13 protein-coding genes are annotated in these 16,914 nt (G+C 42.0%); 1 reads left to right on the forward strand and 12 read right to left on the reverse strand.

Annotated features, from left to right (window positions below):
- Positions 1-109: 109 nt before the first annotated feature.
- From RG47T_RS02420 to RG47T_RS02460, 9 genes are all read right to left on the reverse strand, one after another.
- A complete protein-coding gene (locus tag RG47T_RS02420) occupies positions 110-1,846 on the reverse strand; it encodes a phospho-sugar mutase (RefSeq protein WP_074487861.1) in 1,737 nt (578 codons plus the stop codon).
- A gap of 165 nt (positions 1,847-2,011) precedes the next feature.
- The gene (locus RG47T_RS02425; RefSeq protein WP_074487862.1) at positions 2,012-3,310 is read right to left on the reverse strand and encodes a bifunctional folylpolyglutamate synthase/dihydrofolate synthase; all 1,299 of its coding nucleotides are present in this window, start codon (positions 3,308-3,310) and stop codon (positions 2,012-2,014) included.
- Positions 3,311-3,548: 238 nt separating this feature from the next.
- Positions 3,549-4,370 (reverse strand): hypothetical protein, encoded by an 822-nt coding sequence (locus tag RG47T_RS02430; protein WP_074487864.1) that lies wholly within the window; start codon positions 4,368-4,370, stop codon positions 3,549-3,551.
- Positions 4,371-4,377: 7 nt separating this feature from the next.
- Positions 4,378-4,776, reverse strand: coding sequence for an ExbD/TolR family protein (locus tag RG47T_RS02435; RefSeq protein ID WP_074487869.1), 399 nt, complete (start codon positions 4,774-4,776; stop codon positions 4,378-4,380).
- Complete coding sequence (locus tag RG47T_RS02440; RefSeq protein WP_074493060.1) at positions 4,773-5,480, reverse strand: MotA/TolQ/ExbB proton channel family protein; 708 nt, start codon at positions 5,478-5,480, stop codon at positions 4,773-4,775. Before RG47T_RS02440 ends, RG47T_RS02435 begins: the two co-directional genes overlap by 4 nt.
- Positions 5,481-5,488: 8 nt before the next feature.
- A complete protein-coding gene (locus tag RG47T_RS02445; protein ID WP_171972462.1) occupies positions 5,489-6,616 on the reverse strand; it encodes an HU domain-containing protein in 1,128 nt (375 codons plus the stop codon).
- 28 nt (positions 6,617-6,644) lie between these two features.
- On the reverse strand, positions 6,645-8,507 hold the full coding sequence (locus RG47T_RS02450; protein ID WP_083627276.1) for a TonB-dependent receptor: 1,863 nt from the start codon (positions 8,505-8,507) through the stop codon (positions 6,645-6,647).
- A 17-nt stretch (positions 8,508-8,524) separates the two neighbouring features.
- Positions 8,525-11,629, reverse strand: coding sequence for a tetratricopeptide repeat protein (locus RG47T_RS02455; RefSeq protein ID WP_074487872.1), 3,105 nt, complete (start codon positions 11,627-11,629; stop codon positions 8,525-8,527).
- A 416-nt stretch (positions 11,630-12,045) separates the two neighbouring features.
- A complete protein-coding gene (locus RG47T_RS02460) occupies positions 12,046-12,417 on the reverse strand; it encodes a response regulator (RefSeq protein ID WP_074487875.1) in 372 nt (123 codons plus the stop codon).
- Positions 12,418-12,636: 219 nt separating this feature from the next.
- On the opposite strand from RG47T_RS02460, the gene RG47T_RS02465 reads away from it, so the two are divergent.
- Positions 12,637-13,857: a glycoside hydrolase family 5 protein gene (locus tag RG47T_RS02465; RefSeq protein ID WP_083627277.1), complete on the forward strand. Its 1,221-nt coding sequence runs from the start codon at positions 12,637-12,639 to the stop codon at positions 13,855-13,857.
- Between the two features lie 83 nt (positions 13,858-13,940).
- Here the strand turns inward: RG47T_RS02465 and RG47T_RS02470 are convergent, their stop codons facing one another.
- From RG47T_RS02470 to RG47T_RS02480, 3 genes are all read right to left on the reverse strand, one after another.
- Positions 13,941-14,306, reverse strand: coding sequence for a response regulator (locus RG47T_RS02470; protein ID WP_074487879.1), 366 nt, complete (start codon positions 14,304-14,306; stop codon positions 13,941-13,943).
- A gap of 497 nt (positions 14,307-14,803) precedes the next feature.
- The gene (locus RG47T_RS02475; RefSeq protein WP_074487880.1) at positions 14,804-16,033 is read right to left on the reverse strand and encodes a BamA/TamA family outer membrane protein; all 1,230 of its coding nucleotides are present in this window, start codon (positions 16,031-16,033) and stop codon (positions 14,804-14,806) included.
- Positions 16,034-16,260: 227 nt separating this feature from the next.
- Positions 16,261-16,569, reverse strand: a complete 309-nt coding sequence (locus RG47T_RS02480; protein WP_074487882.1) for a YMGG-like glycine zipper-containing protein — start codon at positions 16,567-16,569, stop codon at positions 16,261-16,263.
- Positions 16,570-16,914 lie beyond the last annotated feature (345 nt).

The raw sequence follows: 16,914 nt of genomic DNA on the forward strand, positions 1-16,914 counted from the left end.
CTGCAAAGATAGGAATTGGATTGAATTTACAAAGTGCTTTGGCTATATTTCAAAAATAAACCCCGTTATATACTGTATACAACGGGGTTTATTTTTTTGTAGAGCTATTTTAAACGCCCAGATCTTTTATAATAGTGTCGATCTTGGCATCCAATTGCTTATCGGTTTCTTCGTAAGCTTCTTTGCTGGCCAGTTTACCGTTTACGCTGCAGTAGAATTTAATTTTAGGTTCGGTACCAGATGGGCGGGCCGAAATAATGCTGCCATCCTCGGTAATAAACTGTAGTACATCAGATTTAGGGAACTCCAGTTTGGTTACATTGGTAGTATTTAAATCTGTTTCTACGCCCATTTCATAATCCTTAAGGGTAACTACTTTCGAGCCGCCCAGGGTGGCAGGAGGGTTGGTCCTGAATTTCTCCATCATGGCTTTGATATCCTCTGCACCGCTTTTGCCTTTTTTGGTGATCGAGATCAGCTTTTCTTTGTAGAAACCATATTGGATATAGGTATCAATTAAAGCCTGGAACAAGCTGCTTCCTTTGTCTTTGTAGTAGGCCGTCATCTCGGCAATAAATGCGCTCGATACCACGGCATCTTTATCACGTACCAGCTCGCCAACCAGGTAGCCGTAGCTTTCTTCGCCGCCACCTATAAAGGTTTCTTTACCTTCCAGTTGTGTCATCAGCTCGCCAATGTATTTGAAGCCAGTTAGGGTGTTAAAAAATTTAACGCCTTTGGCTTTGGCAATAGCTTCTATTAAGTTAGAGGTTACAATGGTTTTAACAATGTATTCCTTGCCTGTTAGTTTGCCGGCATCTTCCCATGCAGAAAGCAGGTAGTTGATCAGCATACTGCCGGTTTGGTTACCGTTTAGCAGGATAAACTCGTTATCGTTATTTTTAATGGCGATACCAACACGGTCGGCATCTGGGTCTGTTGCCAGTACCAGATCGGCATCAACCTCTTTGGCCTTTTTAAGGGCCAGGGTTAAAGCTTCTTTTTCTTCCGGGTTTGGGTATATTACAGTTGGGAAGTTGCCATCCGGGGTGGTTTGCTCATCAACCAGGATCACATTCTCGAAACCAAACATCTCCAGGGCTTTTGGCACCAATGTGATACCCGTACCGTGGATAGGAGAGTAAACGATCTTCAGATCTTTCTGACGCTTGATGGCGTCTTTTGATACCGAAAGCTCGGTGATCTTATCCAGGTAAAGCTGATCTATCTCTTCGCCAATCAGTTCAATATTTTCATCAACACGCTCAAAATGAATATCGTCGATGCTTTTAATGGCAGCAACTTCGTCCATTACGGCCTGGTCTTCAGGGAATACAAACTGGCCGCCATCGGCACCGTAGGCTTTGTAGCCGTTATATTCTTTAGGGTTATGTGATGCAGTGAGCATTACACCGCTTTTGCAACCTAAATGGCGTACCGCAAAGGATAGTTCGGGCGTGGGGCGTAAAGCTTTAAAAAAGTATACATGTATGCCATTGGCCGAAAAAACTTCGGCAGTAATATTAGAAAACAGATCGGCATTGTTACGGCTATCGTGTGCAATGGCAACTTTAACTTTTTCGTTAGGGTATTTTTTCTTCAGGTAATTGGCTAAACCCTGGGTGGCCGCCCCAATGGTATATTTATTAATACGGTTAGAACCCGGGCCCATAGTGCCGCGTAAGCCGCCTGTGCCAAATTCAAGATTCCTGTAAAAAGAATCTGTTAATTCTGTAACTGCATTTTCATCAAGTAGTTTTTGAATTTGTTGTTTAACATCAGCATCATAGTTTCCTTGAAGCCATGAATTTACTTTCTGAAGAATGGTTGGATCTAATGCCTGCATTTATGTGATTATTTTATGTTTTCCAATTGGTTAACCCTTTAGTTCAAATATGATAATAAAAAGTATTTTATATAATAGAAAGGGTTCTATAATGTTTAAAATATTCTATTAAAGTTTTCGAAGGCAACAGATTGTGCCAGAAATTTCACCGGCACACGTTTATCACTAAACTACCTCGGCTACAACAAAGGTGCTTCCGCCTACAAAAACCAGGTCGTTATTTATGGCGGCAGCTTGTGCAGCAGCCAAAGCCTCTTTTACAGAAGCATATACTTCGCCCTTTAAGCCGGCTTCATGAGCTTGTAATTGTAAGTTGAGGGCATCCAGTCCGCGCGGAATATCAGGCCGGCAAAAATAGTAGCTGGCATCCTGTGGCAGCATCGTTAATATTTTGCTAATGTCTTTATCATTAACTACACCAATTACAAAATGCAGTTGATTGTATTTTACCGAAGCAATGTTTTTCAACACCTCCTGTATACCTTCGGGGTTGTGGCCGGTATCGCAAATGGTAAGCGGGTTGGTGCTTAGCGTTTGCCAGCGACCCTGTAAGCCCGTAATGCCCTGTACGTTCTTCAATGCAGTTTGTACATGCCCATCCGTAATATTGAAGCCTTGTTTGCGTAACTCTTCTACCGTAGTTAAAACTGTTTTTACATTTTTAAGCTGATAAGAGCCGGTTAAATCTAGTTGGTATTCTGTTGTCTGTTGTCGGTTATCTGTTGTCGGTTTAGGGGTAGCGTTTACCTTTAGGAAGTTATCTGATTTAGTTACTACTTCGATATCCCATCGCTCTGATGCAAACGTAAGCGGACTGTGTTCCTGCTCTGCTTTTTGCTCGAAAATCGGGGCAACTACCCGCTGATATTCGCCGACAATAACCGGGATATTAGGTTTGATAATACCAGCTTTTTCGCCCGCAATAAGCGGGAGGGTATTACCCAAAAGGTTCATGTGGTCCCAGCCGATGTTGGTAATTATCGATACTAATGGGGTAATGATATTGGTCGAATCCAGTCTGCCGCCTAAACCTACTTCGATGATGGCGATGTCTACGTTATTTTTCGCAAAATGATCGAAAGCCAGGGCAACGGTCATTTCGAAAAAAGAAGGTTCGATGGTTTCAAAATTAGCCTGATGGTCGGCAACAAAATCAACAATAGCCTGCTGTGGCATCATCTCGCCATTAATGCGGATCCGCTCGCGGAAATCGCGCAGGTGGGGCGAGGTATATAAGCCTGTTTTATAACCTGCGGTTTGCAATACCGCTGCCAGCATGTGTGATGTTGAACCCTTGCCATTAGTGCCACCCACATGGATGCTTTTAAATTTATCCTGTGGATTATCTACCAATGCACACAAAGCCAAAGTGTTAGTCAGATCAGCCTTATAGGCCGATGAACCAACCCTGGTGAACATAGGGAGTTGGGAATATAAATAGTTGAGTGTTTCTGGGTAGTTCATTTTTGGTAGAGATCGATGGGTAGATTAACTATTACAAAGGAACGTCATTGCGGGGTACGAAGCAATCCCAACTAGCAGATTTGCTCTGTATGACGGGGCTCAGCATGACAGAGTTTTTTTATAAATAAATATTTTGTCATGCTGAACGTAGTGAAGAATCTTCTATAATTTGTAAAGCGAACTTTTATATAGCAGAAGATTCTTCACTACGTTCAGAATGACAAACGTGGGATTAATATTAGTTTACTTTGAAGACAAAAACTACAGTTCCTGTTTGCAGTTCAGGTGCATTATCGAGTGCATTTAGCTTAGAATTTTTTACAGCATCCTCACATTTTTGCAGCAGGTCAGAATCTGTGATGGTAGTACCACGGGCACCGGCACGGGCATAAACCACGTTGCCATTTTTATCAACCCGAAGATCAACCACAACTTTACCAATCTGGCGTTTGCCATCGGGCTTGGCTGGTGAACTGGTGAAGTTACGTTGCGGCATGCCGGTAAGGTTACCGCCATTACCAGAGCCTGTGCCGTTATAGTTGTTGGTTAGCGTTGTACCGGTTGTTTTGCCCTGGTTGCCCGGTGTATTGCCGGTTCCGTCACCTTCGCCGGTGCCTTCATTGGTTTTGCCTTTGTATAGTGCGTTTTGATTCACTACAGGTTTGGGCGTGGCCTTTGTAACCTGTTGCTGGGCTTTTACGGTTTCGCTCGGTTTTTTATCGTTGCTTACCTCGGGTGCGTCTTCAGTATTTTGAGTAACTACCTGCTTACTGCTGTTATCAACCGGGGTGGGCTGATCTGTCGGCGGGGCTTTGGTTACTTTGTCGGGCTTGGTGTGGTTGGCATGCTCAGCTACAGAAGGTTCTTCGGTGCTCATGTAATCGCTGCCCATACCTTCGTCAACGGTACCGTAGTTTACGAGTATCCCACCGGTACCATCTTCCTGCTTTACGGGCATTTTAAACACCATAAAATAACACATAGCGATAATGAGTGACAGGATAATGCCTGTTGCCAGAAATGCTTTGGGGTAGTTATTTTCTTCGTGGCGGTAGTCCATAGGGCAACTATTTAGGCTCGGTAGCCAAAACCAGTTTTATATTTAATTTTTGTGCAGTATCCATTACGCCTACCACGTTTTGTATAGCCACGGTACGGTCTACATACAAAACAATAGTTAGCTCGGTAGCCAGTGTTTTATAGGTAGCCAAGGTAGCAGAAAGGTCTGCTTCCTGAACTTCTTTTTTATCCACGTAGTACTTCAGGTCTTTAGTTACCGAAACCGTAATGGTTTTTTTGGAAACCGACTGTCCCGATGACGACTTTGGCAGCATGAGCTTAATCACGTTCGGGTTGGTTACTGTTGATGCAATTAAGAAAAACAGCAGCAGGAAGAACATGATATCGTTCATGGCCGAAGTATGTACCTCGGCAGATGCCCGGTTACTTCTTTTTCTCAGATTCATTTGCTTGGTTCTTCTAACAGGTCAATAAATTCAATAGCATCGGTTTCCAGTTTCAGGATCACCTTATCAACCATCATATTCAAAATGTGATAACAAACATAAGCCACAATACCCACAAATAAACCGGCTGCAGATGTTACCATCTTTACATATAAACCGCCCGAGATTACACCCATGCTAATGTTGTCTGTTTTGGAGATATCATAAAAGATTTTGATTACACCCGCAATGGTACCTAAGAAACCAAACATGGGCGCTATCCCGGCTACGATGCCGATGATGCCGATGTTTTTCTCCAGTTTGGATACTTCAATTTTGCCGATGTTTTCGATAGCACCTTCAATGTCTTTTATAGGGCGACCGATACGCAGCAATCCTTTTTGCAGCATGCGGCCCAACGGGGTATTGCTGTTTTTGCAAATGGCAATGGCCGATTCGAGCCTGCCGTTGTGGATGTTATCACGCACCTGCGCCATCAGGCTCGATTCGTCGCGGGATGCTTTGCGGATGGTGAAAAAGCGTTCGAAAAATATAATCAGACCCAACACGGCTAAAATACCTATCGGCACCATTACCCAGCCACCTTTTACCAGCAGGTCACCAAAGCGCAGGTCTTCCTGCGGGATGGTTGTTGGTGCGGCAGTAGCATGACTAACAGAGTCAACAATATGTGTAGCAGTATCGGTTAACAGCATTAAAAGCATCATTGTATTTACTTATAGGGTTCTACGAATATAAATTTTGATTTTATCGTTCTTGGTTTCAGGATCTCTAAACGGACAGAATCTGCCTGCTTTTTAGTGTAACGATATCCAAACACGATTTTATAGACAAAAAAAGATTTCCTTTGGACCGAATCCAGAAGGCGGGCTTCCGGATGGCCTAAAGTTCTGTAATTGGTAACGGCGCGTGTTGCGTTTACATAGTTATTAAAGCTGCCGCCCAAAATAAGCCAGGTGTTTTTAGGGATTTCACCTATTGGTGCATTATTGGCAGATGGCCGCCCTGTAGACCTGATTGCAGAGTCTGCTTTAACAGTTGCCGGGGCAATAGCCAATGTGTCTTTTTTTACAGTATCTGTATCGGCTTTAACAGGTGTGATTTTTTGTTGTGGCTTGACAACTACAGTTGTGTTGTTTTTATTTAACACCTTGTATTGATACACCAGGAAGCCTGCCACTAAAGCAATAACTATTACCGCAAATACAATCCAGTAGACTGCCTTGCTTTTAGGTTGTTCTTCAATGTCCTCTTCTGCTACTGCGGGCAGTGGTTGTTCTTCTATCACCGCTGGTGTGATGTAGGTTTCTTGTGGAGGAGCGGGGAGCGCGGGTGCTACCGGCTCTGGCGTTACGGCCTCAACAGGTATTATAGCTGGTTCTTCGGGCTGCTGCTCAACCGGCTGATTTAGATCTTCCAGCTTTTTAATTTTTACCGGAGGCAAGCCATACAATGGCGAACTAAAAGTTACACCTGCCTTATTAGCCCTGAAAGCTAATTGTGAATTTGCATCGATATAAAATGAACCCAGATCTCCAAAATCAACTTCACCTTCAGCTGCTTGTTCTTTTACGGTACCGGCAAATCTTTCTATCAGGTATTGTGCGGTATCAGTAGCAATATTTCTTTTTTCGGCAATATAACCAAGCAACAGGCTATCGTTATCAACGTCACGCGGAGCTTCAAAACTTACTTCGTAATAAGGTGGATAAATTGTTCCTGTTCCCTTATCGTAGTAACTACTTTTACGTAAATGTGCAAAGTAACCCAACCCCGGCACATTTAAGTGGCCGTGTTGCTGTAGTAACTGGCTTACGTAATTAGCTAAATCCATCCCCATATCGGTGGGTAAAACGGTTGCCTGCATATCAGAAACCGAAACCAACGCCTCCAAATATATTAAATCCGTAATTACGATAGTACAACCAAGTTTTATTATTACTGTTTAACAGGTTATTTGCCTGTACAAATACAGATATTTTGCGGTTAATCTTATAATTAGCGCCTGCACTTACATCGGCAAAAGAGCTGATGGTATACGGGGTTGTTTTTTCCTGATCGGCTAATGAAAGCACACTGCTGCTGGTATAAGGCAGGTCTTTAGTTTGGCCGCGTACTACCAACGTACCGGTAATATTTAGCTTATCGGTTACATGTACAACCGTACCTGCCGAGATGTTAAACTTAGGCATATTCCAGGCTTCGAGCTGGCTGTTCATTTTATAGTCCTTAAACTCGGCTTTACCAAAAATGTCAAAGTCGTCGGATGCTTTGTAATCCAGTTCGCCTCTGAAACCGCTTACTTTAGATTTACCGTTATCATAAATTACCTGGAACTGGTTGTTGCCTGTTACCGGCAAAAAATTACTTACAAATAAAGCCATATCCTTAATCTGGTAACGGAACACTTCGGCTTTAAAGCCTAAGCCCGGTGCCAGGGTGCCTTTTACACCTGCGGTAAGATCAAGCTGATCGACACTGTTTTTGATATTGATATTTTGACCGATGAATGGGTTCTCGTCAGAAAAACTTTTTAATGATGCTTTGTTTACATCGCCTTTGGCTTCTACATACAAACGCAGGTAATCTGGGATTACCTGTAACTCGGCCTTGGCAGCCGGCAGTACAGATACGCGAGATGAGTAGCCAAATTCTGTAATGATATTTACACCTGCATCAATCTTATAATTATCGCCCTGAAACTTTAGGTAAGGATTTAAGCGCAGCAAACTGTTGTTAATGCTGTAGGCATTATCTTTTTGCGAGCTCATATCCAGTGTACCACCCAGGCCGGCATAAAATTGTTTAATGGTTTGGTTAAGAAAACCGGTTAGCACAATGTTGTTTTCGCGGGCTTTAAAGGCGTTGCTAAAAATATAGCCTTTGGCTTTAAGTGCATAATCGAGCACGCGGTCGGTGTCTTTAAAGTTTTTAACCAGTTCGCCTTCAGCGCCAATGGTGCTGAAGTGCTGATGGGCCGGGTCGGCAGTTACGGGTGGCGTTTGTGGGGCATAACCATAAAAATAATTGCTGCCATAGTTATAAGTAATGCGCCCGCTCAGGGTATTTACATCGCCTATTGATTTACCAAATACGCCAAGTTCTTCGCGGCTTTGGTTTTGCTTGTAGGCATCAGAACCCTGCTGGCCAAAGTGTTTTGCCCACGCGCCAAATTGCAGGGCTTCGTCTTTACCATTATTTATGTAAGCTTCGCCAAAGGTAGTTTTTAGGTTGCCTACACCCAGTTTTACGTAGTTATTATATTGAATCGAGTCGCGCTCTGCAGCTAGTTTGGCAGCCTCCAATTGTTTAATGGCTGTGTTTTGCTCCAGGCGTTTATCTATACTGTTATATGTTAACGGCGCTTTGTAAGGGGTTTTATCTTCCAGGCTAGGGTTACGGCGAATTTTTACCGCATCGGCCAGCACCGGTTTGTAGGCTGTGGTTACGATGATCTCTTCGGACAGGCTATTGTTCTTGTTCGGATCTGTAGCTGGGTTATTGCCGCCTTTTTTAGAAGTATCCTGCGCAGCAGATTTTGCCGCCACATCGCCCAGTTTTTTAGCATTGGTAGCTTTGGGTTTGGCAGCAGGGGTAACCACCGGTTTTTTGGCAGCTGGTTTAGCTGCTGTTTTAGCCTTTGGTTTTGATGGTGTTGTTTGTGCGTTAGTAGTGGAAAAGCAAGCAACTGATCCTAAAACAAGCAAGCTGAATATATATCTTGATTTCATTAGTTGTTCTCTTTCCGTTAGTTATTGTTTTTTTTCTTGTTTGTAGCCGCAGGTTTGGTAGCTGTGCTGTCTGTAGCTGTATTGGCCTCCGGTATGGCAGGCGACAGTCTTTGCAGCCTTTCTGTAGCCGCCGGGATAATATCATCATCTATCTTATAATTATCCAGCACACTTTGCAGGGTGGCTTTAGCCTGGAAGTTATCTTTTAGCTTCACATAATTATCTGCCAGTAGTATAAAACTCTTAGCCAGCCAGTAATCATAATTAGGCATCTTGTTCACCAGGTCGAAACAAGTTTTCTGCGACTCCTTGTACCGGCCTTTATTGTATTCAATTAAAGCAATATTATACTTGGCTTCGGCAGCGCTAACGGTTTTGGTATTGGCTACGGTATAGTTCAGCTCTTTTAAAGCTGCTGTGGTATCTGCATTATCCAGATAGGCTTTACCTGCGTACAAGCCGGTTTTAAATTTATCCTCGTCAGACGATTTTTCATTTTCGCGGATCAGCTTAGTGTATTTCAGCACATCATCAGCCATTTCCATTTGCGAGTAGCAAAGTATCAGGTTATTGATGGCATAGGTATAATCTGCCTTGTACTCAGAGTTGGTTTCCAGGCGTTTCAGGAACACCACCGCTTCGTTGTACTTTTTCTGTTTCAAATAATAGTTAGACATGCTGATGAGCGACTTCTCTGTGTAAGGGCTGGTCCAGTCGTTCAGGATCACGTTGTAATCAACAACAGCCTCATCACCACGGTTTAAGTTAACCAAAGCCTGCGCGCGGATAAAGCGCATCTGTTTTTCATAAATGGGCTTAGGGAACTTATCGTAATATGCATTAACTGCCGATACGGTACCTTGCCAGTCGCCCCTTAAATAAAGGTTGTTGGCCGCGGTAGACATAATATCTTCTTGCTGTGAGGTGGTATAGTTACCGATAGGCGTAGTAGTGGCGTAGCTGATAAACGTTTGCGCATCGCCCTTATCGGTATAGATCTTTTCGATTTGTTTTAAGGCCTGTTTACCCTCATCTGTTTGCGGGTATTGTTGTACTACCTGTTTAAATGAAGTAACAGCATCATCATCGCGGTTGGCATTGTAATCAATTAAACCGATAGAAACCAGCGCACGTGGTACATAGCTGCTTTGCGGGTATTTTTGGATCATGGCCAGCATTTGCGTTTTGGCCAGCTCACCATTATTTTTCAGGAAGTTGGTGTAAGCGATCTCGAAATCGGCATCATCCGCAAAATCAGAATTCGGGAAGCGTGTTAATACATCATTTAAGGTAGCGATCTTGGCATCCGGTGCACCGGTTAAACCCTGGATCATACCACGTTGAAATAAGGCATAATCCTGACCGGGGCTTTGCTGCGAGATGATTCGGTTATAATATTCAAGGGCGCGGCTGTAGCTTTTCAATACAAAGTAGCTATCGCCTAAACGGGCAATGGCATCGTTCTCTGTATTCTGATCTTTCCCCGGCCCGTTTAAAAATTTCTCGAAATAGTTGGCGGCTTTACTATAAGCTTCGGCGTTGAAGGCAGAATAAGCCAGGGCGTAATTGGCGAAGTTGTATACATCGGTTTCTTTAGCCGCAGGCATATCTAAAAACGCCTCGAACTTGGTTACAGATTCCGGGTATTTACGTACCTCGTACATGGCTTCTGCTTCCCAATAAGTGGTTAGCGCAGTAACCTTATCATCCATTGGATATTTTAACGAGCGGATAAAAATACCGATGGCGTTTTCAAAAGCACGTTCGTTAATAAACTCCAGTCCGCGGTAATAAGTAACCTTCTGGTAAGCCACTTTTGCCGGTTGCGAAGTATTTACAATAGGCTCCAGTATTTCAACCGCTTCGCGATAATTGCGCGAGTTAAGCAGTTCTTCGCCCAGTAAAATTTTAACCTCATCAGTACGGCTGCTACGTGGATAATTTTTAAGATACTGGCGGGTAGCCTCTAAAGCCTGGGTATTAAAATCGAGCTCGTATGATAGTTTGGCGTATTGAAAAAGGGCATCCTCCTGCAGTTGTTTATCAAAACTCAGTTTGGAGGCTACCAAGTAGGCGTTACGGGCGCTTTGTTTGTTATTAAGCTTTAAGAAAACATCGCCCAGGATATAGTTACCATTCTGGCTGTATACATCGCCGCCATCAACCAGCTTCTCCAGCTCAACGGCTGCTTTAGGGTAATCCTTAACCTCGTAATAGGCATAACCCATTTGGTAGCTATCCTGCGTGTTTTGGGTTTTTCCCTGGTCCTGGTCTTTAAAGCGGGTGTAATATTTAACCGTGTTCGGGTAATCGGCTTTGGCAAAGTACGATGCAGCAATAATGCGCAGCATCTCAGTTTCGTGTTGCTGGTGGGTTGTGTTAATGATGGGGATGGCGTAGCTTAAAACATCATCATACCGTTTATCTAAAAAGTAAACCGCGGTAATATAATAAGGATAGCTGTTCTCATATTTTTTAGAGTTTTTTAACTTTTCGAAATTAACCAGCGCAACATGATAGTCTTTATTTAAGTAAGCAATGTAGGCGTAGTAATAAGTAGCATCCTCGGTATAAGGCGATTTAGTGTTGCGCACATCTCCAAATAATTGCTGTGCATTTTTATTATCGCCGGTTGCAAAGTAGGCGTAGCCTTTGCGAAACTTGTATTCGGTATTTTCGCGGCCATTAAGGTCACCTGCTTTTACTTTATCAAACCAGCGCAATGCATCGGCATAGCTGGCTCTTTTAAAGTAGGAGCGGCCCATTTGGAAATAGGCCATCTTGGTCAGCGGATTTTCGGGGTGCTCTTTAATGAAACGCAGAAACATGCTTTCGGCATCGTCATTACCCAGTTCAAGCGAGCAAAGGGCTTCGTAGTATTGCGCATTTTCCTGAACTAATGAAAGTTCTGACTCGAATTTAGATTGATTGGTAGTTTTATAACCATATTTTTCTACCTGGCGAAACTGCTCGGCAGCGGCTACATATTCGCCTTTATCGAGTAGTTCTGTAGCGGTATGGTATGTGCGGTAAACCTGGAACGATGGATTTTGCTGGGCACGCGTTGTAGTAAAGGCAAAACATAATGGGGCCAGTAAAGCAATGTATTTGGGTTTAATCATAATGGATGATAACAGCGCTGCAAGCAGCTATAAAAGCGTTTCTCGGTAATATCCACAAAGGTGGTAAAATTACTTTCTATAACGAAGGTAAAAAAATGATGGTATAGGTTTCCATAAAAAAAATGATAAATATGGAAATATATAACACATTAGTATCGTAAAAACAGATACGTTTACAGATAGGTTTGAGAGATATGTGCGTGTATTTTTAAAAAATAATACGCGACCGGTATTGTTGGTGAAATTTATAATACTACTGTATTTCAGTAGTTTTAAATTGCTTGCCAAACGTTAGTCCGACTCTGTAGCGCTGAGAAATGGATGTCAATGTGAAAATGAACCATGCATGGCGCAAATTAGCATATGCAGGCACGATGGAATAATTATATTAACAGGGAGCTGAGCGTTACTAAAAACTAGGCAGCCTCATTAGTTAACTGCCTTTGTATTTTTTGCAGCAATACATTAATATCAAATGGCTTTGCTAAAAAATCATCAGGGGCGCAGTCTTGCTTTAAAACATCTGCAATGTTGTGGCTTGCAGAAATCATAATCACGGGGATATTGTGGGTTTTATCCTGCGATTTAATGGTACGGCATAGGTCGCGCCCGTCTGACGTGCCCAGCATTATATCCATCAATATCAAATCGGGTTCGTTTTCACTAATCTTGTCGAAAAGTAAGCGGCCATCAGAGAGAGTGTCCACTTCATAACCAGAATCTTCTAAAATAAACTGTAGTATATCTAAGATATCTTTATCGTCGTCAACTGCTAATATCCTTGTCATTGCAGGTAATTAAATTATACAAATCGTTGTTTTTAATAACCGGATTTGTTGTGTTATGTATATTTACGTCTACTCTTGCATACATATAAGTGTAATGCGTAAGTTATACACAATGGTGCAATTACTGTACCAGTATAGCATAATTATTTTTTAAACTGAAGGGCTGTAAAGGTTGTTATGTTTGACTATTATCTTCAATTCTATCTAATATCTACTTTTATGAAAAAAATTATCTTAGTTATATTCTTAATGGGAGTAGTTTTCCTTCCCGCCATCTGTCAGCCTAAAAAATTTATCAGCGTTAAGGGGAAACAAATTATTGATATTAACAATAAACCGTTTTTAATTAAGGGCACTAACCTTGGTAACTGGCTGATACCAGAAGGGTACATGTTTAAATTTAAAGACATTAGTTCACCAAAACTAATTAATGAGGCTTTTAACCAGCTTATAGGGCCCGACGAAGCGAAAACCTTTTGGACAACCTATCTGGACAACTATATTACCGAAGCAGATATCCATTATTTAAAAAGCATAGGATGCAATTCTATCCGTGTGCCGTTTAATTACCGCATGTTTACCAATGAAACCTATTTGGGTACTACCGATGCCAACCGGGGCTTCCGCATATTGGATAGGCTGATTGGCTGGTGCAAAAAGGAGAACCTGTACGTGATACTGGATATGCACTGCGCACCCGGTGGCCAAACAGGCGATAATATTGATGATGGCGATGGCTATCCGTTTTTATTTACCAGTGCGGCATCGCGTAAGCTTACTGTAGATATATGGACTAAAATTGCCGCGCGTTATCATGATGAGCCCGCTGTTTTGGGATACGACCTATTGAATGAGCCTATTGCCCATTATTTTAATGTCGCCGAACTAAACCCATACCTGGAGCCCATGTATAAGGAGATTGTACAAGGCATTCGTAAAGTGGATAAAAACCACCTGGTGTTTTTGGGTGGCGCCCAGTGGGATAGTAATTTTAAAGTGTTTGGTAAACCGTTTGATAATAAAGTGGTGTATACCTTTCATAAATACTGGACAGCCAGTACACAGGATGTGATACAGGATTACCTGAACTTTAGGGATAAATACAACGTACCTATTTATTGTGGCGAAACCGGCGAAAATAAGAACGATTGGGATGAGGCTTTCCGTAAAATGCTGGAGAAAAACAATGTGGGCTGGCACTTTTGGCCATACAAAAAAATGGACAGCGAAAGCAGCTTTATAACCTTTAATAAACCCGATGGCTATGATGCCGTTATTGAATATACAGAAAAGAAACGCGAAAGCTTTGAACAGATCCGCAAAGTTGCACCGGCAGATCGTGCTGCTATTAAGAGGGCTTTATACCAGATGATTGAGAATAGTAAGTTTGCTAATGCCCACCCAAATAAGGCTTATAGTGATGCTTTGGGGTTGAAATAATATGTAGAACCGGAGTTTATGGAATTAAAGAACTGGTGGAATAGAGTAAAATCTACTGATTCTTTAATTCTAAAATTCATTTTTTAAACCGTAGCAACAAGGTTGTTCACTTTGTCAATGAGTTCAATCAGGTCAAAGGGCTTGTCTATTATAGCGTCGCAGCCATAAGCGAAGAGTTCGTGGCTGTGGTTAACATAAGCAGAAAAAATAATAATGGGGATATTACTAAAAGCCGGCAATGCTTTGATCTGCCTACATATTTCACCGCCTGTGATGTTGCCGAGGCGGTAATCTAAAATAATAAGATCGGGCATAAAGTGGGCAACCACGGCAATATAATCGTTGGTATCAGATTTAGCCATTACCTCGAAATTCTCGTAAGCTAAAGTCTCTTGCACAATATCAAGGATGTCCTGATTGTCGTCGATTATCAAAATCTTTTTTGCCATAATTAAGGGTTAATTGAAATGGCTGGATACGATTGAATTTTTAAAAACGGAGTAGCTAAATGTGAAACGTAAGAGGCTGATAAAATCGTATCTATGTATCAATTAAAAGTAAAGATATATATTAATGGATAACTTGTAGGCTTATTTTTGTCATAAAAGATGTTTCTAATGCTATTTTAATATGTGATGATCAATATGCTATTGGGAAGTAATTTTAACTTTTAGTAAATTAATTGTAGTTTTTTTTAAGACTTTGGGGCTATATTATAATTTATTTTCGGCGCATACTAACAAAAAATAGCGCCATAATTGTTAAAATTATGGCGCCTCTTCACTACTCACTTTATTCCACTCAATGGTGGTATTATAACAAAGTACGTGCCTTGATTTATCTTTGGTTAATTTTAGAAGGTTTTATTTAAATTTGATGGGCGTCAGTTGCAAAGCAATATCATTTAAGGTTAACAGGCCCGGAAATTTGCTTTAAATGACAAAGCCTAAAAGGCTTCTCCCAACGCCAAAACAAAGCCAGAATAACCTTTGCTAATACCATAATCTAATGCAATATTGGTGTTAGAGCCCTTGTTGAATTTAATACGCATGCCACCGCCTACTGCAGGGTTAATGTATTTAAACTGATGGGTATTTCGCTCGGATACCGATGTGCTGTTGGCAAACACCACAAAACCCAGCAAGCCGCTTGGCAAAATATCGCGGCGATATTCGGCCTCCATGTAGGCGAGGCTTTGACCACGGTATCTGTTTTGCTGAATCCCCCGGCCGCTACGGTTATAAAAATCCCAGCCAATGCTGGGCAGGTCAAGATAGGGGACACCCTTGTCTAAGGTTGTCCAGTAATAAGTCCATAAAGCCAGCATGTTTTGCTGGCGGGTTTTGGTAAAATGAATGTACTTGCGTACATCTACATATAAAGACTGCCAGCTGGCATTGCTGCCAAGCACTGGGGTATTGTACCGGTAAACCAGGTTAGAGTAACACCCTGGCAAGGGGTTAAGTGAATTATTACGCGTATCGTAAAGCAAATTTAGCGTTACGCCCGATGATAGCGAGTTGGCGTTACTGGTACCATACTGATAGCCGGTAAATTGCTGTATGTTTTGAAAGTTTTCATGCTGGGCATTAATCTCAACATGATAATCAAGGTTATAACCCACACCTGCAAAAAAGTAAGGGGTAATGCGTTTAAGGGCACTTTGGTAAAACCTGATGTATTTGTAGTCTACATTTATTTTGTGATTCTGGTTAGTATTGCCGCCCAGCCCCCAGGTATGTTGCGGGTAAACCAAAAAGCGGGTATCGCCCTGTATAAACCAGTTGTTATTATTAGACCAGATATTGGAGCGCAGGGGTAAGCCAAACCGGCCTGTAAAGTTAAAATAAGGGGTAAAGGTAACCGTTGAAATATTGGTGGTTTGCCTGTCGCCCATGTAGAAGCCGGCTGTGGTTGAGGTTATTAGCGCCCTGCCACCGCCCGGTACTGCCGATGAGATGGGTAGAATAGAGAAATATATATTTTTTTTAGGTTTTACATCCATGTTTGTGCTTGGTGCATTGCGGATATTAAAAACATCTTTAAATAAACCGATAATATCTTTTTGGCCAACTGTATCAACCTCTTTCTTAACCATGCCAAATGAGTTACTGCTTTGTGCAAACAGCAGGCCCGGCAATAGTATCAGGAAAAGCCATAATACAAGTCTCTTCATTCAGTGCGTTAGTTGGAGTTTGTAAGTTAGGTAACTTATTGCAAAAAAGTCAGCCAAATGTCAAAAAAAGCAACTTGTGAATTTAACGGCTGTTAAGTGCGGAATGTTGCAGTAAAAGCATAATTATTGCATCATTTATGGTTTGGGATTACCATTGAAATATTGCGAAGTAAGTCAAAAATAAACCCCCGGTTGTTGGCCGGGGGTTTATAAAAATATCTGAAATATTAATTATGGTAACGGTACTTAGCGCGGCGCACTAAAGTATGGTGTGCTCTCCAGCGTGCACGTTTTTTCTTTTCTACATTTTTTCGGTGTTCGTTACCAATAACATAACCACCACCTGCACCTATAGCACCACCAATAAGGGCACCACCAACACCGTGGCCAATTAACCCACCTGCAACAGCACCACCGGCACCGCCTATAATAGCACCACGACCCTGGTCGCTTAGTTTTTTATGTTGTGCCTGTGTTGTATTAGTAAATGCAAGTACACTTAATATTAAGCTAAAGCAAAAAAATATCTTTTTCATAGTTATATTAATTATTACCACTACAACATGCAAGTATTAGGCCATATCCAAATCTGATGAATTTTCGGTGAAGATGGGGGCTTCGTGTCTTAGTTCCTACTTAATTTGTCCTTTTTTAAATACACCTAACATTTACAATGCATCAATAAGTATCTTAAACTGGTTTAACTAAGCTCGTAAGATTTATCTAACTTGATTCCCAGCCCTCTTTTCTTAATGCTATCCTAGTACCCGTCGCCATCAATTAAATTACCCAGGCCGCCTAAAATGCCGCCTTCTTCTCGTCGAGGGCCGGTTGCAAAACTAAGGATACGGCTGGCTAACCTGCTAACAGGCAGGGTTTGT

It is taken from the genome of Mucilaginibacter polytrichastri (genome assembly GCF_001911425.1).
Lineage (GTDB): Bacteria > Bacteroidota > Bacteroidia > Sphingobacteriales > Sphingobacteriaceae > Mucilaginibacter > Mucilaginibacter polytrichastri.

Excerpts from the sequence above, each read along its gene's own strand:
- RG47T_RS02420 (WP_074487861.1), bottom strand. The coding sequence starts at position 1,846 with ATGCAGGCATTAGATCCAACCATTCTTCAGAAAGTAAATTCATGGCTT.
- RG47T_RS02425 (WP_074487862.1), bottom strand. The coding sequence starts at position 3,310 with ATGAACTACCCAGAAACACTCAACTATTTATATTCCCAACTCCCTATG.
- RG47T_RS02430 (WP_074487864.1), bottom strand. The coding sequence starts at position 4,370 with ATGGACTACCGCCACGAAGAAAATAACTACCCCAAAGCATTTCTGGCA.
- RG47T_RS02435 (WP_074487869.1), bottom strand. The coding sequence starts at position 4,776 with ATGAATCTGAGAAAAAGAAGTAACCGGGCATCTGCCGAGGTACATACT.
- RG47T_RS02440 (WP_074493060.1), bottom strand. The coding sequence starts at position 5,480 with ATGCTTTTAATGCTGTTAACCGATACTGCTACACATATTGTTGACTCT.
- RG47T_RS02445 (WP_171972462.1), bottom strand. The coding sequence starts at position 6,616 with ATGGGGATGGATTTAGCTAATTACGTAAGCCAGTTACTACAGCAACAC.
- RG47T_RS02450 (WP_083627276.1), bottom strand. The coding sequence starts at position 8,507 with ATGAAATCAAGATATATATTCAGCTTGCTTGTTTTAGGATCAGTTGCT.
- RG47T_RS02455 (WP_074487872.1), bottom strand. The coding sequence starts at position 11,629 with ATGATTAAACCCAAATACATTGCTTTACTGGCCCCATTATGTTTTGCC.
- RG47T_RS02460 (WP_074487875.1), bottom strand. The coding sequence starts at position 12,417 with ATGACAAGGATATTAGCAGTTGACGACGATAAAGATATCTTAGATATA.
- RG47T_RS02465 (WP_083627277.1), top strand. The coding sequence starts at position 12,637 with ATGAAAAAAATTATCTTAGTTATATTCTTAATGGGAGTAGTTTTCCTT.
- RG47T_RS02470 (WP_074487879.1), bottom strand. The coding sequence starts at position 14,306 with ATGGCAAAAAAGATTTTGATAATCGACGACAATCAGGACATCCTTGAT.
- RG47T_RS02475 (WP_074487880.1), bottom strand. The coding sequence starts at position 16,033 with ATGAAGAGACTTGTATTATGGCTTTTCCTGATACTATTGCCGGGCCTG.
- RG47T_RS02480 (WP_074487882.1), bottom strand. The coding sequence starts at position 16,569 with ATGAAAAAGATATTTTTTTGCTTTAGCTTAATATTAAGTGTACTTGCA.